Source organism: Lacticaseibacillus zhaodongensis (assembly GCF_009687905.1).
GTDB classification, from domain to species: Bacteria; Bacillota; Bacilli; order Lactobacillales; family Lactobacillaceae; genus Lacticaseibacillus; species Lacticaseibacillus zhaodongensis.
Genome location: NZ_BLBG01000010.1, coordinates 1 through 19,432, shown reverse-complemented (window position 1 = coordinate 19,432; position 19,432 = coordinate 1). Strand labels below are relative to the sequence as shown.

Here is a 19,432-nt window from a genome sequence, read left to right as displayed (position 1 = left end):
TTAAATCAGTGCCATCACGCCTTGGTAGACCAGTGACACCCCATAACCACTCACAATCAACCCGGAGATGATGTTCACCCACAACATGAGCCGCCGCGGCAGCCGGTTGCGCAGCAGACCCAGCAGTAGCGTGATGCCAAAGAACCACAGTGCGGTTGAGGAAATCACCCCGAGAATAAATGGCAGCACCTGCCAGTTAGCGAGTGAGCCGCGCAGCGCGCCCAGCATCAAACCGGTATCAATAATGGCCTGCGGGTTGGCAAAAGTCACGATGAACGCACCCACGAAGGCCTGGCGAATGGAACTGGCGTGGCCACCACCGATTGTGCTGGCATTCGCCCCCCGAATGGTTCCGATACCCATCCAGATAACGACGGCGCCACCAATCAACATCACCGCGGTGCGCAGCAGATGGTTGGCACTAATCAATGCACCCATTCCCAAAAATGCGGCCACCGTGAGCAGCGTGTCTGCAATCCAGATGAACAGTGCGTAGAGCACCGAGCGCCGTAACGGGTTATCAAGGGCGTTGTTGAACACAAATAAATTTTGCATGCCGATAGACGACACAAGGGCGATACTGATTAACATTCCGCGCAGGTATACTGCTAACATGAGCTTCCTCCAAGAGTGCGGACCGTCATGGTTGGCGGTTCGAGTATGTATGTTCTAAGCTACAAAATCGAGTTTAAATTCGCGGGGCTAACTTTCTAGCCGACGGTGCTGAGCTGAGATCCGGCCCGCAGCATTTCTCGATTACGGTGCCGAGTTAGCTCCGCGGGGCAGCCTTCTCGATTACGGTGCCGAGTTGAGCTCCGCGGGGCAGAAGCCTGCGCATCCTAAAAAAATAGCATCCCTGCCCCCATCTTATGGCCTTAGCCATACCTACGATTGGGTGCCTGAATGCCTGACGGGCCGTGGCCGGTGCCACGGACGCCATTAACGATGTGATAACAGATACTTATTTTACTATACACGGTGGCCGCTGTCACGCCTGCGCGCGCTGTCGCCACCGTTTGCTGCTAATCGGTTAATGCATATTGTGACTTAACAGAGGAAACCAGTTTGCGTGTTATCTGGTCCAATTGATTGCGTTCTTCCTCTGTCAAATCGACAAGTAGTGCCGCGCCGAATTGCCGGTAATGCTTGAGCGTTGCCCGCCCAGCCGGCGTTAAGCTGATCACTGTTGTCCGGTGATCAGAATGACCGGTCTGCCTCCGCACCAAACCCTTGGTGCTAAGCTTATTGATGAGTTCTGAAACTGACGCCGCCCGAATATCCAAAATCCGCGCCAATTCCTTTTGACTGATGTGCGGGTGCTGTTGCAGTACGCCGAGTACCTTACCCTGCCCCCGCGTTGTCCCCGCTAGCGCATCTGCCTCCAGCCTGCGCCTGAGGTCCGTGATGTACCAGTTCAACTGCGCATAATTAGTAACGATTTCCTCATCGATTGCGCTGAGACTCGTTGCGCTTTCTTCAAAATCCATACTTTTCACATCTCCAAACTCTATTCAGTGTCCGTTTCCTATTTGCGACCCTCCTTCATTGAAATGTAGCTTTACCTACAAGAACATTATAACGGTAAATTCGGCGAACCTAAACTTTTTGACCCTAATCAACTTAATTTGTTTGACCTAAGTGTTAGTGCCCGAACCACTTGCCCATAATTCTGCCAAAACTTTTGTTTCATCAATCATTCAAACTGATTTATGCAGGCATACCAATCTTGTTTATCTGGTCGCTTGTTTGGTCTCACTGCAAAAACCGCATTGAACACCCATCTGTCCTGCCCACATAAATGATTATTAAGACCTCCGCAAACCACACATTTAGACTTCTGGGCCTTGTTGGATTAGGCAATCAGCCATTACAATTGGACGGAGGGGGTCAGTCATGCAAACCTACGGAATCTTCTACAACCCAACTGCCGGTAATGGTGCCGGCCCAGCCAACGCCGCGGTGGTTAAGCGCGGTTTGGAGCAAAACGGTATTCGGGGCCAAATGCTGAATGCACCCACCAAGGCTGCCGCTAGTGCACTACTCGCGCGCGCCGTCCACAGAATTGACGCGCTGGTAGTCTTGGGCGGTGATGGAACGCTGAACACCGCCGTTTCCGCGATGATCAGTGAGCACTGCCCCATCCCCCTCGGTATCATTCCCAGCGGAACCATCAATAATTTTGCCAGTCACCTGCAGATCCCGCTGGACGTCAACGCCGCCACAGAACTAATGCTGAATGGCAAGCGCGACACGGTCGACATCGCGGCTATTGATGACCGCCAAGCAGTCGTCAGCTCCCTTACTTTTGGCCGTCTGGCTGATATCGCTAACGACGTGCGCCAACAGGACAAGCAGCGTTTCGGCAAATTGGCCTACATTGGCACGGCCCTGCGGCGAATCGGGCGGCACCGCTCTTACAACATCGAATACCAAATTGATGGTGAAAAGCCTGGTGCAATGCGCACCTGGATGGCCCTCATCACGACCACGCCCAACATTGGCGGCAAACAGTACACAACCGCGGCACCAGCACATTTGCACCTGAGCGCGCTGCACAACATCGGAATCGCGCAGATACTTCCATACCTACATTTCGTGTGGACCGGGACCATTGGCACGACCAGCACCGGTGTTGCCTACCTGACGCCCCAGACCGTCAAGCTGCGCGCGCTGGACAACAACACCATCGACACCCGCGTTGATGGCGATCCGGGACCGACATTGCCGATTACCGTCTCAATTTTGCCTAATTACTTGACCGTTCTGGGTATCTGAAAAGCATCAAAAAACTCCCTTGCAAATTTTAAATTGCCAAGGAGTTTTTTAATTGTTAATTCTCGCCCGCGTCCATTAACGCCCGCACGGTAGTTGAATTCCGGCCCGCACGCTTTGAGTTGTAGAGGCACTTATCGACATCAGTATAGACGTCCAGGTAGTTGTTGTCGGAATCGCCAACGTGCGTGATCCCGACAGATGCGGTAATTTTAAGCCCACAAGCAACTCCACTCAGGTCGAGTTGACTGATCATGCTCCGCACGCGGTCAGCAACCATGTGCTCCTCGACCGGATTGAGTTGCCCCTCAATTACTAGGCAGAACTCTTCCCCGCCCAGGCGGTAAGACCGCGCTGGATATGGCAACATGACCGCCTCGTCTGCAAGGCGAAAGGCGACCCGCCGGAGCACATCATTGCCTTTGGGATGGCCATAAGTGTCATTAATATCTTTGAAGTGGTCAATATCGAACTCGCAAAGCGAATACGCGTGGCCATCACTTTTGTGGGTCGCAAACTCACGCTTCAGGTCCTTATTGAAGAAGGCAAAATTACGTAGGCCCGTCATCCCGTCATGCGTCGCTTCTTCGGCGGTCACCACGGCGCGCCGTTCACGCTTGGTTAACACCCGGTTATACTCCAGAGCGCTGAAGCCAAGAATCATCAGTGCACTCACCTGCCGTAGCCAGAACAAACCATCGTTGATTGCCGCGTTGCCCATGCTGGCAACCAGCACCATACAGGTCAGACCGAAGATGAGCATCGTCGAATACGCAAAACGCCGGTGCGCCATAATACCATGGCGATAATGCTGCATGAAAATCAATTCAGCATCAAACAAGACGTAGGCGAACAAGCCAACCATCCGCACTGGTCGGGCGAACAAAATCAGGTACAACCACATGAGTACCGCAAACATGATCACCTGGCTAAACGATTTAGTCATGAGGTTGAGAACGAACATTGCGATAACGATCATGTTCAGGGCCGTCCAGTAAACGCCGGTCGTTCGGGGATCAACATAGGTGTTGACTAAGGACTCGATAAACAGGTAGCCCAAGTACAAGAAGCCAATCAGCGTTTGCACACCAGCACGGTGATTAGCAATAAAACTATTCCGGTCCGTCAAACTGACCCAATTGAAAACGGAGATGGCGCCAAGCGCAATAATCACGTTGTTGGTCAAAGCGTTAATGAAAGCAAGGCTCATTAACTGTGCGTTCACCTAATCACCCCCCATGAAAGAAGTGGCCACATATCACCACTAATTCTACTAGCAATTAACAAATAAAGCGACATTATTCACGTAAATGGTTGGTATGTTTTTCTACAAACATTATTACTTCTTTCAAACAGCTAGTTAATACAGGTGCTTAGGTAAAAGTAGTATGTTAACATCACAAAATTTTGCGATTGGTAACTTGTCCCAATAAATAATTGACCCCATGTATAAAAACAAGGACTCGCAAGCGTCCTCACGAGTCCTTAAATGCTAATATGCATCGTTTCATTAAAGTTAGTTTTGCTTGCGGTAACTGAAGAAGCGCCGCAATTCAACGGGCTGTCCGCGCCATTCCAGGTAGTGCCCATTAATCATCCGGTTCACGATGCCTGCAGTCAGGTGCGTTGCCGCAACGGCATCCCGCACGAGCAACGGCCGTAATTTCATGCCATCGGTGAAGTAAGACTGCTGCCGCTGAACAATGAATTCACCCAGCGTGAGGAGTGTCTCGTACCGTTTCTTCAAGCTGTAGTCGAGCCACTCGTAATCGGCCCGCTGCTGGGCGAGGAAACGCCGTAGACTGCCATCACGGTGCTTGAGCATGTCGGCATAGTACTCTTCATCGAAGGAGATGTGCACCCGGCTGCCCTTCTTGGGACTAACTGTAGGCGTGCCGTCAACTAGCTCAACAACTAGTTCTGGCACCGCCACGCGGGTCCGTTGCTGCGAGTAGTAGCTGCCCGGTGCCGGTGACAGGCGTTTGATGTGGGCAATCGCGTCCACCACATCCTCTGGACTCGCATCAAACTGACTGCACAGACCCTTAAGATCATTATCGGCAACTAGCTTGAGGCCCCGACTGATGATCTGGTGCACCAACGCTGGGGTGTGCTCAGCCGCGTCCGCCTGCAACAACAAGCATTCGCGTAAATCCCGTGCACCCACACCGGTCGGACTAAGCGTCTGCAGGATTGCCAGGGCGTCCGTTGCCATTTCGTGGCTGCAATCCATTTTGGCTTCTAATTCTTCCAGCGGTGTCCGCAGGTAGCCATCTTCATCGAGGTAGGAGACCAAGTCAATCAGCACCTTGCGTAGCGGGACGTCGCGGAACTCAAGGTTGATCTGCTCGAGCAGGTAATCGTCGAGCGTCTGGTGCTCATCCCCACTGCGGCTGAGCCAATCCTCGTTCATGTCGCTAGCCCCAGAACTAACGATTACTGGGTCCTTGACCTTCAGGAAGGGATTGTCCAACTCCAGCTCGTGCAACCCTCTAGTGAGAGCTAGCGGTGGCGCCTGAATAATTGCGTTTAAATTGTGGAATTCTGTGCGCTGTGTGGTGCTGGCACTGCTTGTGTGCGTCTCGGTCTTACTCATGATAACTACCTCCTTCGCCGCGGATTGCGCTGGTATGGTGCGGGCCGCCGGACGGTCCGCTCGCGGTTTATGCTTTCTTGTTTCAAGTGTAGTTAAAATCGGAAGCGCTTGCAAGACTTGTAAAATGTCTTTGAGCGTGCTTCACCTCTTTCAGGGGCAAAATTAAGCTTCTGCTAGATGATAATCCCGGCGCAGTGGTCCATTTCGTGTTGAATGATCTGGGCGATGAAGCCGCTGAAAGCCTGTCGCTGGGGCTTAAAATTTCGGTCCTGGAAAGTCACTTCGATATTTTGGTAACGCGTAGCATTGCGCTCACCGTCGAGGGCCAGGCAACCTTCCTGCGTTTCGTAGGAACTACTTTTGGCAATAATCTTGGGATTCTGCATTGGCACCGCAAACGGGCCCATCTGCACAACGATAATCGCCTTGTTTACACCGATCATGTTGGCGGCCATGCCAACGCAACGCTCACTGTTGGCGGCGAGGGTGTCCAGCAGGTCGGTAACCACTTGTGCGTCCGCTGGGGTGGCTGGAACGGCCTTGATGGCTAAGTTTTTTTGGTCACGGTTAATTGGTTTGATCATGAGGTTCTCCTTCGTTAGATGTCTGGGTTACAGGGCTGAAGCTTATGGGCTACGGTGTTGAGGCGAGCTGCGCGGAGCAGAGCTTCGAACTTATGGTGCCGAGTCGAGCTCCACGGGGCTGAAGCTTCCGCTTAACACACTCCAGTCCAAATGCCAAAGTGCAGGCATTTTGCCTGGAGTCCGTTAATGCTCAGCTTCAAACCGCCCCGTTCCGCTCTGTATTTTTTCGCTCTGTATACACAAAAACTCGCACCCCCAGTTTACCGCTGCGGATGCGAGTCGCCTATATTTTAAGTTAGATGGATCAGATTACTTCTTAAGAAGCTTGGTTGCGAGGTCCTTAACCTGGTCATCACTCATGTCGAGCGTTGGCTTCATGTCAACAACAGTCTTGTCGGTGTCGTGTGAGTTCTTTTCCATGTAGTAGTCCCAGAGTGCATCACGAACTGGTGTCTCGTCATCGCTCCAGTCGAAAGCCTTGTTCATAGGCTCATCAATCAGGCGTGTCTTTTCTGCTTCTTCTGCTGTCATAATAGGTACCTCCATAATAGTTTTCTTTTCTTAACAAGTTCATTGTAGTCTCATTCACGAGAAGTGGCGCACTTTTTTAGCACTTTTTAATCTGAAGTGCTAACTGTGAGCCGTTATAACCGTCCAAAATGCTGATTATAGCGCGTTCTGACGGCATTTTAAGCATTTATGCATTTACAGCCCTTGATTACTATTAGATAGTATCGCTCGCAATCACGGCCCTGTTAACGCAAAAATGTGTTGATATATTACTAATAATTGCACATGAATTCAGACGAAAATCCGGCGTTGCGGTATCCTTAATTACAATTAACCACGCATGATCGCAGCATGTCGGAAACGAGGAATAAAGCCAAAAAATGATACTTGAACGCAACAATCTGCACAATTTTAGTCAAACCACTACCGAGCTGAGCGTGATTTTGGGTAACAAAGACGTAGCACAGATCAAGGAGTTAATGGACTACTACCAGCTTTGCCGTGCAGCCACCAACGAATTTGGCACCAAGCTGGAGAACCTTGACGCCGAATACTCACTCAATTACGACTACAACCCGATCCACCACATGGAGGAGCGGCTCAAGGATGTCCACAGCCTAATCGAAAAACTCGACCGCAAAGGTTACCCGCGGACTTTTGCCAGCATCAAAGACCACATCTTCGACATCGGCGGCATCCGCGTTGTCTGCAACTACCTCGACGATGTGTACACTGTTGCCGACGCACTCAGCAAGCAAAATGATGTCACCCTGATCCGCGCCAAGGACTACATCAAGCACCCCAAGGCGAGTGGCTACCGCAGCCTCCACCTGGTCGTCTCCGTGCCGGTGTTCCGCAGTACCGGCCCAGTAGCGACACCGGTCGAAATCCAGCTGCGCACCGTTGGCATGGACATGTGGTCCAGCCTGGAACACCGGTTACGCTACAAAACCGACGTCCCCGCCGATGAGGTCGCAAAATACGGCCAGCAGCTACACAGTTACGCCGACGAGCTCAATAACATTGAAGGTAACATGCAGCGGATCTTCAAAAAGCTTCAGGAACCACGTAAGTAGATTGCTTATTCACGCCACCGAGTCTAGTTTAGATTCGGTGGCGTTTTTATATTTCCGCACAGCTCCGCTCTAAAATGGCTTTTTACTATACGCTATCGGCTGTTCTTTAATAGCTGTATAATTATGTGACAATCATAGAAAGGGGGACCTAAGTAAATCCGATGAACGAATTCATGGCCCTCGACCGCAACTTGAAGCTGCGGACACTTACAACCTTCATCTCCACCCTGCTGACCAGCTCGGTGCTCCCCAACATGACCATTTACTACACCCGTTATTTTGGTGCCGGAATCACCGGGATGCTGCTAGTGATCGTTTCAATACTTAGTTTCATCGCCGGACTCTACGGCGGCCACCTCGCGGATACATACGGCCGCAAACCACTAATGATTTTTGGTAACGGCATGTTGACGGGCGGCTTTGCCCTCGCCGCCCTCATGAACTCCCAACTAATCAAGTCCCCCGCCATCACCTTTTGCGCTTTTCTCATCGCCGGTGTGGGTGGGGCGCTCGCCGACCCGGCCCAACAGGCCATGATGATCGACGTTTCAACACCGCGCAACCGCCAGTTCGTGTTTGCTTTGCTCTACTGGGTCAACAATATTGGCGTCATGATCGGCACCGCGCTGGGTGGCTGGTTCTTCCGGGACTACCTCTTCCAGCTGCTGCTAGCGCTCGTCTGTGGTGGCGCCATCAACCTCATGATTATCAACTTCGGGATGGATGAGACCTTGAAGCGCGCTGCGGACAAGTCCGGGTCAGTGTGGAGTGCCCTCCACGCCTACTTTGGCGTACTGACTGACCAGCGTTTCGTCATCTTTCTTTCTGGCTACGTTGCATCATCGATCATCACCAATCAGCCGAGTTACTACCTAGCCGTCCACCTGCAAGAAAAATTCGCCACCATCAAAATGCTCGGCATCGAAGTTTACGGGCAACGGATGCTCTCTCTGTTTGCAATCATCAACACCGTCATGATCGTGCTCTTAATGTCCATCTTCACGGCAATTGGCCGCCACCTCAATCTACGCCAGGAATACAGCTTGGGCATGGGGCTGCAAACGATTGGCTTCGCCGCCGCCTTCCTCCTGCAATCATTCTGGCCCCTAGTCATTACGGCGGTCGTGCTAACTGTTGGCGAGATGTTTACGGTCCCCGCAAGCCAAACGCTCCGGGCAAACATCATGAATCCCGCGCGCATTGGCGCTTATTCTGGCGCAACGAGCGCGGTCAAGCCAATGGCGGCAATCATCGCCGGCAGCTTGCTATCCATCTCGGGGCTCCTCGGTCAGGGCGGGATGGCCGCGGCAATGTTAATTCTCGGCCTGCTGTCCATCTTCCTGACGAATAAGTCGGCTCGCATGCCAGCAACTTTTGACAGCAACTACTAATCGAAAATTCCCGCCAGCAAGTTTATCAATGCTGGCGGGAATTTTTTGCTATTTATCAGAATCGTCCGGATCAGCCGTTGGAATCGTTGTGAAGCTGGCCTTGTCGCTCATAAACACGCACATCGGGACACCGAATGATCCGTCCTCCTCAATGTTGCCACTGAGCGTCTGCAGGAAGAAGTCCACCCACTCGCTGCTCGGGGCCGGTGCGTCCTCCCGTTGTGGTGTGGCCCAAACACTGGAACACACGTGCATGGAGTGCGGTTCGAGCACCACCCCAATCGTGCAGTCGAGAAAATCCATGGTCGCTTCAAACGCCACCGCACCATCGACGTGTTCAACCTCAGCGGTTACGTCATCCGGAACGGTCGCCGTGTTGATCACCATGTGGGCGTGAATCGGTCCGTTCTCGCGTTCAAAATCCGCGAGCACACCATCCGCGCGCAGTGCATCCTCAGTATCTGCGAGTAACTGTTGGTCTTCTTTGCTAATCATTATTTGCCTCCTCGGCATCTGTCAGTTCCTAGCTGCAGTGATGGTAAACGAATCGAGGCTTTGCTCCTGACGACCTTGATAATCCCGAAGCAACTCAATCTCCGCCTGCAGGTACTCGCGCGCGCTGGCCGTCAGGTGCGAATCACTAGCAACCGTTTTGGCTAAATCGTTGCAAACATAATCGATTTCCCAGTGGCCGTCCTGCATTTTGGCTGCTGGCTGGATGCTGCACTGCTGCTGGGTAAAGCCCAGCTCGGCAAGCAACTGACCCGCATTGCTGGCGGTGACGAGGGTGCGGACGTTGGCCTCCGGATTACCGTGAATCCCGGCGTACTCGAACTCAATGAGCGCCGCAAGTTGGTGGCCCAGCTGCGTCAGTTCGCGGACATGCAGGTCCCACTCGGTGAAGTAAACCCGCTTAACAAACGGCAGCACGGCCTGCAGGGTCTGCTGTAGCTCATCTAGTGAGTTGAAGTACCAGCTGGCGTGGGTAATAACTAGAGCGTCAAAGAACTGCGGGGGAAAATCCAGACTCGCCGTCCGCACGTCCGTGTGCAGCGCTACCTTGGTCTGCTTGCCCAAGACCGACTGCTGCAACCGTTCTTGTGCCGCCCCGATTGTTACGGGTGCCCCGTAATCTTCAGGAGCGATGTCGTAGGCTTGCACCAAACCACTACTGCCGACCGCTGCGGCTAATACTGCGGTCATATCGCCCTGCCCGCAGCCAAGTTCCATGATCTTCATCCCCGGCTGCAAATTCCAGTTCTTAATCAACTGCAACCGGTATGCGGTCTGCACCGACTGAATCGGGTCGGCCGCGGAAATGCCCATTGCCGCGATAATTGCATCTTGTTGAAGCATGATTGATTACCTCTTTTCTGCCCTGACCGTCCCCACAGGTACCGCCTGACTTGTCCCTTATTCTACCGCAGCCGGGTTCCCAACGCAGTAATTCCGCTTGATTGTCCAAATTAAAAGACAAAGTTAATTTTGCAACAGTTATACTTGACAGCTTTTACGATACAGATTAGACTGTAGTTGTAATTGCAACAGTATTGAACTTGGAGGATATTAAGATGACTGAAAATAATTTTGCTGAAATCGAACAACTAGTTGCCCGCGAGCGGCTCTTCCGTGCTCGCCACAACCCTGAAATCCGCGACTGCTACTTCCCCGACGCTACCGTTGCCACATCCTGGCAAAAGGGTAGTATCGACACTTTCCTCGGCGCGCAGCCAACCGAAGTGAAGCAGGACACCGCAATCGTGGGCTCCACCAGCACCCCCGTTATTCACCAAAACGGCAAGCGGGCATACGTGGAGCTGCCAACAACGACCCGGATGTACTTTGATGTTAACGGCGTGACGGCCGAAATCATTTCCTTCCGCCGCCTGATTTACCGCGTTGAAGACCGCGGCGATGGCGTTTGGCGTATTGCCAGCATGATTTCCATCAACGAGAACGATGAGCTGCACCCAGTCAATCCGAGTGCCGACCTGCACGTCAAGGATGAGGATCTCAAGGGTCTGCGGCCATCATACCGCTGGCTCAGCTACACCCGGTGTAAGGCTGGTGGTCAGATCAGTGACGACCTGCTCGGCACCGACCGGCCCGACGACATCAAGCGCGTCTACGCCGAAGCAGAAGCCTGGCTGAACGAAGCTAAATAGGCCGCTTTGAAAGGAGCAACTACCATGAAAACTATCGCAGTTGAAGAGCATTTTGAATCCGCCAAGGTTAATGCCGCAATGCTGAAAGCCGTTGGGCACCCCTTCGTCCCGAACGTTAGCGATGAGATGAAAAAGTACATGCACGACACCCTGCCAACACCAGAGATCATGCAGGACACCGATGACCAGCGCATCAAGTTCATGGATGATAACGGCATCGACATGCAGGTCCTATCCTACGGGAATTCCCAGCCGCAAAACATGGATCCTAAAGTCGCGGTTGACCTGTGCAAACTAGCTAACGACGACATCGCCGCCCGCATGGCTAAACACCCTGGGCGGTACGCCGGCTTGGCAGTTTTGCCAGTCGGTGACCCAGACGCTGCCGCTCAAGAATTGAAACGTGTGGTTACCGAGCTGCACCTCAGTGGCGCGATGCTCAAGGGTAACTATGGTGGCAAGTTCTTCGACGACCCGTTCTTCTTCCCCATTTTCAAAATGGCTAGCGACCTGAACGTGCCGATCTACTTCCACCCATCATTCATCCCCGCAACGATTAGCGACCACTACTTCAACAAGGGTGAGTGGAACGACGTTGTTAGTGGTATTCTCGGCTCCGCCGGTTATGGCTGGCACATGGATGTCGGCGTTCAGTTCCTGCGCATGGTCGTCTCCGGCATCTTCGACAAGCTGCCGAACCTGCAGCTGATTTCCGGACACTGGGGCGAGCTGGTCCCATTCTATCTGGAACGCCTCGATGACGAACTGACCAAGTACGCGGGCTTGCAGCACCCGATCTCCTACTACTACAAGCACAACGTTTACGTCACCCCGAGTGGCATCCTGACCGAGCCGCAGCTGCAGTTCATGCTTAGTGAAGTCGGCGCCGAGCGCGTGCTCTACTCAATTGACTACCCGTACAAGCACCCAGCAAACTCTGGTAGTTTCCTCAGTGACGTCAAAATCACGAACGAGCAGCGCGAGCTGATTGCCCACGGTAACGCCGAGAAATTGTTCAACCTTAAGTAAAGGAGTAATGATCAAATGAGTTTAAACCCACAACAAATGCAAAATACCCGCAACGAATTGCAAGCCAATTTTGAGCGGACCGGTCTCAGCAAAGAACAGGTCGCAAGTGACCTCCACATTAGCATGGCTAAATTGGACCGCTTGTTCAGCCTGGATCAGCAGAGCCTGAATGACCCGTGGATCCTGCGCAACTACCTGCTGGAAAAGGTCGCCGCAAACGGCCAGGACCCCGTTCCCTTCACCGCCCTATCCGGCGATTGGCACCGCCACTGGTTCTTAAACAGTGACCTGATCGATAATCGCCAGATGTCGGCAGGCGACTACTAAAACGGTCTGATTTAAAACCCAGCTCCGCCCGTGCATCCAGCAGGATGTGGGGGCGGAGCTTTTTGATTACCAGCCTCTGCACCCCCAACGTCCCGACACGCGCTAAATTACGTCTATTGAATACCAAATTGTATTGACCTAAAGTAAGTTGTAACCGCATTGACAAGGAAGGCGCGCCCCATGCAAGTACTGAACACGATGTTTGCTTCACTAAAATCACGTAATTTCCGCTACTTCTGGATCGGCCAGTGTGTCTCCGTCATGGGCACCTGGGTCCAGCGCACCGCCCAGACTTGGCTCGTCTACCAGATGACCAAGTCCGCCCTGCTCGTGGGCGTGCTGTCAGCGGCGCAGTTTCTGCCGATTTTGCTGCTGACGCTGGTCGCGGGCTCCTTGATTGACCGCTATCCCAAGCGCACCATTTTGATCATCACCCAGGCCGGCTTCCTAGTTTTGGGGGTCATCATGACCATCCTGGTGTACGCCAAAATCGTGCAGTACTGGCAAATCCTCCTCATCGCGCTCAGCTACGGAGTCCTGCAAAGCTTCGACACGCCGACCCGGCAATCATTCGTGGTCGAGCTCGTCGGCCACAAGAACCTGATGAACGGCATCGCCCTGAACTCGACCATTTTCAACCTCGCCAAAATCGCGGGGCCATCATTGGCTGGCCTGCTGATGGTCAAGTTCAGCGTCGGTTTCTGCTTCCTAGTTGACGCCGTGAGCTACCTGGCCGTTCTGCTGGGCCTGTTCCTGATCCAACAAAAGCACGTGGTCGCGCACCCCTCCACGCAGCGGGTTTGGAGCGACATCAAGGACGGCATTCGCTACGTCTGGCAAAATGCGGAGATTCGGCTCAGTGCGGAATTAATGCTGATCATCACCACCCTGAACTTCAACAACAACGTTATCATCCCCATCTTCGCCAAAACGGTCCTCCACTCCGGCGCCCAAACCTACGCCAACCTGCTCTCTGCAACCGGAATCGGCTCCCTCATCGCCGCCTTCCTAATGAGCTACCTATCTCGCTTCGGCCTGCAACGCAACATCTACCTGATGGTGGCGGTCGGCACGGCCGCCCTGCAAGCGGCAATGATTTTCGTCCGCAGCTATGACCTTGCTATCGCGATGATGGTCGCCATTGGTTTTTGCAACATGATCTTCCTGAACCAGTCCAACTCATCCTTCCAGTACGACATCCCCAGCGAGTTGCGCGGCCGGGTCATGAGCGTCTACGTCCTGCTGAATCAAGGCACCACGCCAATTGGCAGCCTCTACGTTGGGGCCATCATGGACATTGCAACCGGACTGTGGGGTTTCCCGTCCTGCGGAATTTTGGCGCTACTGCTACTGGTGCCCGTACTGTTCAAGAACCGCCAGTTGGTTGGGCAGTGGCTGGGGCCGAAGCGCGTTGAAGAATGACATTATTGCCCGGGAAATGGCGATAACAAAAAGGCGTTCAGGCCGCACTCTGTGTGCAGTCTGAACGCCCTTTTGCGTTAACGATTCCAACGAATTATTTGCTTACAAGCCTTCGCCGTTTGTCCGCGTCTCCCGGAGATAGACCGGCTGATTGGCAAGCTGCGCCGCTTCATCGGTCTTGGCAGTCGCGGCTGGCTTGCAGCAGGCGCGCTCCACCTGATCACCATACTTGTGACCAAGGTATGCCCCCACCGCAAATACAACTGGTAACAATAACAATCCTTTGTGTTCCATCACGTTTGCCTCCTCGATTAAACTAATTTTGCGTCGTGCAAAAGTTCTTCAACATAGGTGCCCTTGATCTTCTTCAAAACGGCGTCTAGTCCCAGCCGTTCTGCAGAATTGAGTGGCAACTCTGCCAGTGATTTCTTGTCATTCAGGTAGTAAAGTGCGCTCATCAGGGTGCGGACATCGAAGGAGGAGTCAAAGACTTCTGGCACCCCGCGGTCAACATCTAGCAGCTGGTAAACAGCCTCCATCGCGGTCCGGACTGAATACTCAGTGGTGAAGACCGTGTCGCGCTTAGTCTCTGCAAAATTACCGATGAAGGCCAGGTTCTTGGAGCCGGTCGGCACAACTAGTGGCCGGTCGCCGGCACTGCGCGGCTGGAAGTAACTGGTGATGTACGGCATGTACTGCGGAATTGTGTTCGCATCCGCGGCAATGGCATCAATCTGGTCTTCGGGAACCCCAATGTGGTAGAGGAACTCGGCACAAATTTCCTTACCCGTGCATTCAGTGATCTTCTTGTGAATGTAGTTGCCTGGTTGGTCGGAGAACAGTCCGTAGAGCCAAACGATGGTTTCATTAGACTTTTGCTGCTGGAAGTGTGGTTGCCGGCTGATGGAGATACCGAGGAGCCAGTTGGAATCGCGAATGGTCAACGGACCACTGGTGACGATGGAGCCACTGTGCGGATCTTTGCCCGTGATTTTCTGGATGTATGGCAGAGCCCGGTCATCCTTCAGCGTCACGGTCGCGGAAATTACCCAGTTAGCCGCCGGAATATTCTTGTAGAACTTACTTGGGTGGCCGAGACTAGGCTCTTGTGCCGCCAGGTTCTCCCAGAGCGTCCAGGCACTACCGACTTCGTGCTTCTGTGGTGCTGGGTGGTCGTTGTCACCATACTGCGTGCTCTCGGTAATTGAACCGTTGGTGACGAAGACCAGGTCATCCGTGGTGAGGGGCACGGTCTGCTCCTTACCAGCAACAGTTAATTCAAGCTCCTTGGCGACCAAACCATCGTCATGGCTAAGCTTGATGTTGTTGACCTTGGTGTCGAACTGGAAGCTGACGCCGCGATCCTTGAGGTACTTCACCATTGGCTTGACCAGGGATTCGTACTGGTTAAACTTGGTGAACTTCAGCGCGCTCATGTCTTGCAGCGTGGCAACGTGGTGGACGAAGCGGAGCAGGTAACGCCGCATTTCCATCGCGCTGGCCCATGGTTCAAAGGCAAACATGGTGGACCAGTACAACCAGAAGTTGGACTGGAAGAACTCGGCATCAAAGACGTCATTGATTTTGACGTTGTTCAGCTGGGACTCAGGCGTCAGGGCCAATTTGATAATCTCGTTGATGGCCTTCTTAGACAAGGTCAGTTTGCCGTCGTTGGCCAAACGGTGGCCGCGGTTTTCAATTACCCGGGCCGCCGACTTGCTAGGATCCTTCTTGTTCAGCCAGTAGAACTCATCCAGCACGGATACCTTGGGATCTTCAAGCGTCGGGATCGACCGGAACAAGTCCCACAAGGTTTCAAAATGCGGCTCCATCTCGCGGCCGCCCCGAATGATGTAGCCACGCTCATTGAGAATCCCGTCCATACTGCCGCCGGGGAGACTGAGCTCCTCGAGCACGTGGATGTTTTTACCGGGCATCTGTCCGTCCCGAATCAAGAATACGGCCGCGGCCAGACTCGCCAGTCCGGAACCAACCAGATAAGCTGACTTGTGTTCAACACCAGCCGGCTTTTGCGGCTTCGCAAACGCCTCATAATTCCCATTTGAATAGTACATACACGATGACCTCCTTGCATTACTAGCTCTAGTGAACTATCGCCTTAAGCGTAAAAGCGTTTACAGAGATAAACAATGGGCAAAATGACGCGTTTGCCCAAAAAGGAGGTACTTATCGACACATCAATATAATTGTCTTGAATAATAGTTGTGTTAGTGAACATTTGGCTGTAAACATAGTTGGTTCAGGAATAGAATGTACTTGGTCGTTGTTTTGAATACGTATTCACAAAATCTGGAGGAGAAATTATGGATAATGTTCTGCCACATGTCACCAAGGTTGAAAATGCTGCTAACATTCTGCAATTAACATTCGACAATGGTGCGGTCAGATACCTGAAGTCGCACTATGCCCGCGATCTTGTTAAGTCCTTTCAAGGCAAAACCGGTAAGGGCCACCATAAGCTACTAATGACCACCGGGACAGACATCTGGCTCGGCAGCCAAGCTCCAATCAATGCTGACGGCACAGTGGTTCTGAACGGAAATGATGTCTACACGCCATATGAACTATGGCACGAGAGCAAAACAAGTTTGGAATAAGACCCAGTTACCGACAAATCAATTTTTAATGGCGATTAAAACGATTTTTACCGTTTCTATCGCTATTTGTTGCAGCAAATAAACCACACGTTATCTTTTTCAGATATAAAATTCCACGGCCATTTATCGTGACCCGCCTCCCGCCAAGCGTTATAGTGTAATTAGATAACTATCTAAGGAGGTTCACCGTGGCTAAGGAAACAAAGACAATGCACATTGAGCTACCGGAAGAGGTCTGCACCCAGCTGGGCATCGATGACAAAACTGATATGCAAATGGTTGTCAAAAATGACAAACTGATCATCCAGCCCCGGCCGGCGGAGCGCTTGAGCAGTCGGCGCTTATTCCTCGTCTGGGCCCTGGGTGCGGCACTGCTGGAGTCATTAGCTGCTGTCATCTACTGGTATTACATCCGCTTGCGCTCGATTCCCCTTACTGGCAGCGTATCGATTGCTAGTTTTGTGATCGGCTTCGGGGTTGTCTCTGGTACCCTCCTGTTCGCGGGCTTCTTCATCAAGAGTCGCAATGAAGATACCGAGCGCTTCTCACCACGGATCTACTGGCGTAATTTTCCGGTGATTTTGTTTTCCTTTGCGCTGATGCTTGGTCTCGCTCTGTTAGGCTTGTTCTGGCTGCTCGGGACCCTGTTTCCTGGCATTGCCTTTGACTTTTTAACGGCCAGCCTGATTTTCCTCACCCTGACTTTCATCGCTAACGCGCTCATGACCGCTGCCGCCATCACCATCAACAGCACCACGCTCAGCTACCTGCTCGGAGCGGTCACCGTCACCGGGGCAATCATCGCCATGGCCTCCAACGGTAACCGGCGCTGGTGGCAACACAATCTCAGTTTTCTAGGCACCAACATGGCCAGTAACGCTTGGCAGTTCAACATGACCCTCATCGTTACGGCACTACTCATGATTGCCCTAATAGATTACCTATTCGTGGCCCTAAGTGAGCGTTACCCCCGCAACTGGCGTCTATGGATCATTCGCATCTTGCTGTCGTTAGTTGCCATTGATGTCGGCCTAGTCGGTATTTTCCCTAACAACGCGGCGTCACACTTCCTGCACGACCAGGCCGCGGGCATGCTAGTGCTGTTATTGGCCGCCCTGATTGTGGGCATTAAATGGTTGCTGCCAGACGTTACCCCCGAGTTTTTGGCCGTATCTTACATCATCGCTGCCATTCTTGTAATCATGAACTTCGGTTTCCGCTGGTTCCGTTACCCATCCCTGACCTCCTTTGAAATTCAGGCCTTCGTACTCGCGTTCGGCTGGCTCTTGCTTCTGTTCACCCGCCTGCAAGCCCTGATGTTGAAGGGTACGGCGGCCTGGCCAGTCACGATTCACCAACAAAAATAGCAAAATGGTCTTGGCAATGCGGAGCAAATCCGCATTGCCAAGACCATTTTTGATGTAAGGATATTTTGCCTAGTTCGCGGCCACTTTTGCTTGCCGCTCTTTCCGCAGCGCCCAGAGGTTCAGCGCCGCCGCAACCAGCAGCAAAATTAGCCCCATGAACATAATGTTGTGCAGTCCGTGGTGCAAAATTACCCGCATTGCCGGCAACAGGTGCTGCGGTAAGCTGCCGACAGTGCCCGAATCACTCAACTTGTTGAGCATGCCCATGCTGATGTGGCCGTGGCTGTGTAGAACGCCGGCCCGCAGCGAATGATTCATGATCACACTGAAGATAGCCGTCGTGAAGGTCTGGCTCAGCATGCGGATCAAGAAGCTGAAGGAGGTCGCGACCGGCAAGTCTTCCAGCTCCGCGTCCTCTTGCACCTTGACCTGCAGTTCGTTGAAGCACATCCCGTTCCCGAAGCCCTCAAACGCGGCGGCAATCAGAATCAGCCAGTAAGCGCCGTGGACCCCGAGCAGCACCATGATCACAAAGGTCACAATGAGCGTCCAAGTTCCGAGTGCAATCACCTTTTGTGGTGTCAATACCCGGCGCAGTGGCGCAACGAGGCCCGAGCCGACAAAGTTCGTCACGGAGCCCGGAATCTGGGTCGCACCCCCAATCAGCGCAGTGGTCCCGAGCAGGCCTTGAGCCCACATTGGCGCGTAGACAACGAACCCAATAAAGGCACCCCAGATGATGGCGAAGAGGGCAAAATCGACCAGCAAATTGGTGTTTTTGAATAAACGGGTCGGAATAATCGGGTCACTGGCGGATTTCTCGAAGCGCATCATGATACCTAATACCACGACCCCAGCAAGCATCAACGCGGCAATCAACCAACCGCTGCCGTTACCAATCAGCTCTGTCCCACTAAGCAGGAGAATAAGCCCCACTGCCAGCAAGCTTGCCCCAAGGTAATCGACCGGCGCCTGCCGTTTGACGAGCCGCGGCTTTTTGAAGAAAATCTGCACGAGGACCGCAGACAGCAAACCAATCGGCACGTTAATGTAGAAAATCCAGTGCCAGCTGAAGGTGTCCACAATGTAGCCCCCGAACAGCGGCCCAATGATCGTCGCGGTGGCGTAGCTGGCTGAAGCAAAGCCCAGCGTCCGCATCCGCTTGCGGGGGTTGCGGTAGAGCTGCGCGTAGATAATGTAGGGCAGTGACACCATCCCCCCGTTACCGATCCCGGCGATTGCCCGGGCAATAATCAGGAACACCATGTTTGGCGCCATCCCCTGCAGGAAGGACCCCAGAACGAAGAAAATTGCGGCAAGCTGGTAGGCAAACTTATTACCGGCACGCTCACCCAGTTTGCTCCAGAGCGGTGTGCTGACGGCGGTGCCCAGCAGGAAAATGGCGACGATCCAGCCGATCAGTTCGATGCCGTGCAGGTCGGCGGTAATGGCTGGCATGGCGGTGTTCACGATGGTACTATCAATTCCGGGTCTGTGTCAACTGGTGTTGAAGAATAAATATATCATTCGGGAAGATCTCCATGATAGGAGGTCTTTTTGTTATTTTTAGGCGGT

20 protein-coding genes are annotated in these 19,432 nt (G+C 52.9%); 9 read left to right on the top strand and 11 right to left on the bottom strand.

Annotated elements, in window-relative coordinates; genetic code table 11:
• Nucleotides 1–615: a LysE/ArgO family amino acid transporter gene (locus GN107_RS07850; protein WP_155287282.1), complete on the bottom strand. Its 615-nt coding sequence runs from the start codon at nt 613–615 to the stop codon at nt 1–3.
• Between the two features lie 407 nt (nt 616–1,022).
• Nucleotides 1,023–1,487, bottom strand: a complete 465-nt coding sequence (locus tag GN107_RS07845; protein ID WP_155287283.1) for a MarR family winged helix-turn-helix transcriptional regulator — start codon at nt 1,485–1,487, stop codon at nt 1,023–1,025.
• 406 nt (nt 1,488–1,893) lie between these two features.
• Here GN107_RS07845 and GN107_RS07840 point away from each other — a divergent pair, with 406 nt between their 5' ends.
• Entirely contained in the window at nt 1,894–2,775 is an 882-nt protein-coding gene (locus GN107_RS07840) for a diacylglycerol/lipid kinase family protein (protein WP_155287284.1), read from the top strand.
• Nucleotides 2,776–2,830: 55 nt separating this feature from the next.
• Here GN107_RS07840 and GN107_RS07835 read toward each other — a convergent pair whose 3' ends face one another.
• The 4 genes from GN107_RS07835 to GN107_RS07820 all read right to left on the bottom strand — a co-directional run bounded on the left by GN107_RS07835 (nt 2,831) and on the right by GN107_RS07820 (nt 6,483).
• Nucleotides 2,831–3,997, bottom strand: a complete 1,167-nt coding sequence (locus GN107_RS07835; RefSeq protein WP_155287285.1) for a GGDEF domain-containing protein — start codon at nt 3,995–3,997, stop codon at nt 2,831–2,833.
• A gap of 291 nt (nt 3,998–4,288) precedes the next feature.
• Nucleotides 4,289–5,368 carry an RNA polymerase factor sigma-54 gene (locus tag GN107_RS07830; RefSeq protein ID WP_155287286.1) on the bottom strand — a complete coding sequence of 360 codons (1,080 nt, stop codon included), beginning with the start codon at nt 5,366–5,368 and terminating at the stop codon, nt 4,289–4,291.
• Nucleotides 5,369–5,541: 173 nt separating this feature from the next.
• On the bottom strand, nt 5,542–5,952 hold the full coding sequence (locus tag GN107_RS07825) for a peptide deformylase (RefSeq protein ID WP_155287287.1): 411 nt from the start codon (nt 5,950–5,952) through the stop codon (nt 5,542–5,544).
• A 309-nt stretch (nt 5,953–6,261) separates the two neighbouring features.
• Nucleotides 6,262–6,483 carry a P8 family protein gene (locus GN107_RS07820; protein ID WP_155287288.1) on the bottom strand — a complete coding sequence of 74 codons (222 nt, stop codon included), beginning with the start codon at nt 6,481–6,483 and terminating at the stop codon, nt 6,262–6,264.
• Nucleotides 6,484–6,842: 359 nt separating this feature from the next.
• Here GN107_RS07820 and GN107_RS07815 point away from each other — a divergent pair, with 359 nt between their 5' ends.
• Together GN107_RS07815 and GN107_RS07810 are read left to right on the top strand one after the other, a co-directional pair.
• Nucleotides 6,843–7,538, top strand: a complete 696-nt coding sequence (locus GN107_RS07815) for a GTP pyrophosphokinase (protein WP_155287289.1) — start codon at nt 6,843–6,845, stop codon at nt 7,536–7,538.
• A gap of 161 nt (nt 7,539–7,699) precedes the next feature.
• Nucleotides 7,700–8,929 carry an MFS transporter gene (locus GN107_RS07810; protein WP_155287290.1) on the top strand — a complete coding sequence of 410 codons (1,230 nt, stop codon included), beginning with the start codon at nt 7,700–7,702 and terminating at the stop codon, nt 8,927–8,929.
• Between the two features lie 48 nt (nt 8,930–8,977).
• On the opposite strand, the gene GN107_RS07805 is transcribed toward GN107_RS07810, so the two are convergent.
• Nucleotides 8,978–9,424, bottom strand: coding sequence for a hypothetical protein (locus GN107_RS07805; protein ID WP_155287291.1), 447 nt, complete (start codon nt 9,422–9,424; stop codon nt 8,978–8,980).
• Nucleotides 9,425–9,445: 21 nt separating this feature from the next.
• Nucleotides 9,446–10,285, bottom strand: coding sequence for a class I SAM-dependent methyltransferase (locus GN107_RS07800; RefSeq protein WP_155287292.1), 840 nt, complete (start codon nt 10,283–10,285; stop codon nt 9,446–9,448).
• A gap of 215 nt (nt 10,286–10,500) precedes the next feature.
• Between GN107_RS07800 and GN107_RS11310 the strand changes: the two genes are divergently transcribed.
• From GN107_RS11310 to GN107_RS07780, 4 genes are all read left to right on the top strand, one after another.
• Nucleotides 10,501–11,094: a hypothetical protein gene (locus tag GN107_RS11310; protein ID WP_196246291.1), complete on the top strand. Its 594-nt coding sequence runs from the start codon at nt 10,501–10,503 to the stop codon at nt 11,092–11,094.
• Between the two features lie 24 nt (nt 11,095–11,118).
• Entirely contained in the window at nt 11,119–12,123 is a 1,005-nt protein-coding gene (locus GN107_RS07790; protein WP_155287293.1) for an amidohydrolase family protein, read from the top strand.
• Between the two features lie 15 nt (nt 12,124–12,138).
• On the top strand, nt 12,139–12,450 hold the full coding sequence (locus GN107_RS07785) for a DUF2316 family protein (protein ID WP_155287294.1): 312 nt from the start codon (nt 12,139–12,141) through the stop codon (nt 12,448–12,450).
• Between the two features lie 180 nt (nt 12,451–12,630).
• Nucleotides 12,631–13,872 carry an MFS transporter gene (locus GN107_RS07780; protein WP_155287295.1) on the top strand — a complete coding sequence of 414 codons (1,242 nt, stop codon included), beginning with the start codon at nt 12,631–12,633 and terminating at the stop codon, nt 13,870–13,872.
• Between the two features lie 102 nt (nt 13,873–13,974).
• Here the strand turns inward: GN107_RS07780 and GN107_RS07775 are convergent, their stop codons facing one another.
• On the bottom strand, nt 13,975–14,166 hold the full coding sequence (locus GN107_RS07775; protein ID WP_155287296.1) for a hypothetical protein: 192 nt from the start codon (nt 14,164–14,166) through the stop codon (nt 13,975–13,977).
• A gap of 17 nt (nt 14,167–14,183) precedes the next feature.
• Nucleotides 14,184–15,947, bottom strand: a complete 1,764-nt coding sequence (locus GN107_RS07770; protein WP_155287297.1) for an oleate hydratase — start codon at nt 15,945–15,947, stop codon at nt 14,184–14,186.
• 249 nt (nt 15,948–16,196) lie between these two features.
• Here GN107_RS07770 and GN107_RS07765 point away from each other — a divergent pair, with 249 nt between their 5' ends.
• A complete protein-coding gene (locus tag GN107_RS07765) occupies nt 16,197–16,490 on the top strand; it encodes a hypothetical protein (protein ID WP_155287298.1) in 294 nt (97 codons plus the stop codon).
• 188 nt (nt 16,491–16,678) lie between these two features.
• Entirely contained in the window at nt 16,679–17,857 is a 1,179-nt protein-coding gene (locus GN107_RS07760) for a DUF998 domain-containing protein (RefSeq protein WP_230678587.1), read from the top strand.
• A gap of 69 nt (nt 17,858–17,926) precedes the next feature.
• Here the strand turns inward: GN107_RS07760 and GN107_RS07755 are convergent, their stop codons facing one another.
• A complete protein-coding gene (locus GN107_RS07755) occupies nt 17,927–19,342 on the bottom strand; it encodes an MFS transporter (RefSeq protein ID WP_269057690.1) in 1,416 nt (471 codons plus the stop codon).
• Between the last annotated feature and the right edge of the window lie 90 nt (nt 19,343–19,432).

What these genes read in the sequence shown, in the direction of transcription:
- GN107_RS07850 (WP_155287282.1), bottom strand. Translation starts at nt 615, where the DNA reads ATGTTAGCAGTATACCTGCGCGGAATGTTAATCAGTATCGCCCTTGTG.
- GN107_RS07780 (WP_155287295.1), top strand. Translation starts at nt 12,631, where the DNA reads ATGCAAGTACTGAACACGATGTTTGCTTCACTAAAATCACGTAATTTC.
- GN107_RS07805 (WP_155287291.1), bottom strand. Translation starts at nt 9,424, where the DNA reads ATGATTAGCAAAGAAGACCAACAGTTACTCGCAGATACTGAGGATGCA.
- GN107_RS07825 (WP_155287287.1), bottom strand. Translation starts at nt 5,952, where the DNA reads ATGATCAAACCAATTAACCGTGACCAAAAAAACTTAGCCATCAAGGCC.
- GN107_RS07790 (WP_155287293.1), top strand. Translation starts at nt 11,119, where the DNA reads ATGAAAACTATCGCAGTTGAAGAGCATTTTGAATCCGCCAAGGTTAAT.
- GN107_RS07820 (WP_155287288.1), bottom strand. Translation starts at nt 6,483, where the DNA reads ATGACAGCAGAAGAAGCAGAAAAGACACGCCTGATTGATGAGCCTATG.
- GN107_RS07770 (WP_155287297.1), bottom strand. Translation starts at nt 15,947, where the DNA reads ATGTACTATTCAAATGGGAATTATGAGGCGTTTGCGAAGCCGCAAAAG.
- GN107_RS07765 (WP_155287298.1), top strand. Translation starts at nt 16,197, where the DNA reads ATGGATAATGTTCTGCCACATGTCACCAAGGTTGAAAATGCTGCTAAC.
- GN107_RS11310 (WP_196246291.1), top strand. Translation starts at nt 10,501, where the DNA reads ATGACTGAAAATAATTTTGCTGAAATCGAACAACTAGTTGCCCGCGAG.
- GN107_RS07810 (WP_155287290.1), top strand. Translation starts at nt 7,700, where the DNA reads ATGAACGAATTCATGGCCCTCGACCGCAACTTGAAGCTGCGGACACTT.
- GN107_RS07830 (WP_155287286.1), bottom strand. Translation starts at nt 5,368, where the DNA reads ATGAGTAAGACCGAGACGCACACAAGCAGTGCCAGCACCACACAGCGC.
- GN107_RS07800 (WP_155287292.1), bottom strand. Translation starts at nt 10,285, where the DNA reads ATGCTTCAACAAGATGCAATTATCGCGGCAATGGGCATTTCCGCGGCC.
- GN107_RS07845 (WP_155287283.1), bottom strand. Translation starts at nt 1,487, where the DNA reads ATGGATTTTGAAGAAAGCGCAACGAGTCTCAGCGCAATCGATGAGGAA.
- GN107_RS07840 (WP_155287284.1), top strand. Translation starts at nt 1,894, where the DNA reads ATGCAAACCTACGGAATCTTCTACAACCCAACTGCCGGTAATGGTGCC.
- GN107_RS07815 (WP_155287289.1), top strand. Translation starts at nt 6,843, where the DNA reads ATGATACTTGAACGCAACAATCTGCACAATTTTAGTCAAACCACTACC.
- GN107_RS07775 (WP_155287296.1), bottom strand. Translation starts at nt 14,166, where the DNA reads ATGGAACACAAAGGATTGTTATTGTTACCAGTTGTATTTGCGGTGGGG.
- GN107_RS07785 (WP_155287294.1), top strand. Translation starts at nt 12,139, where the DNA reads ATGAGTTTAAACCCACAACAAATGCAAAATACCCGCAACGAATTGCAA.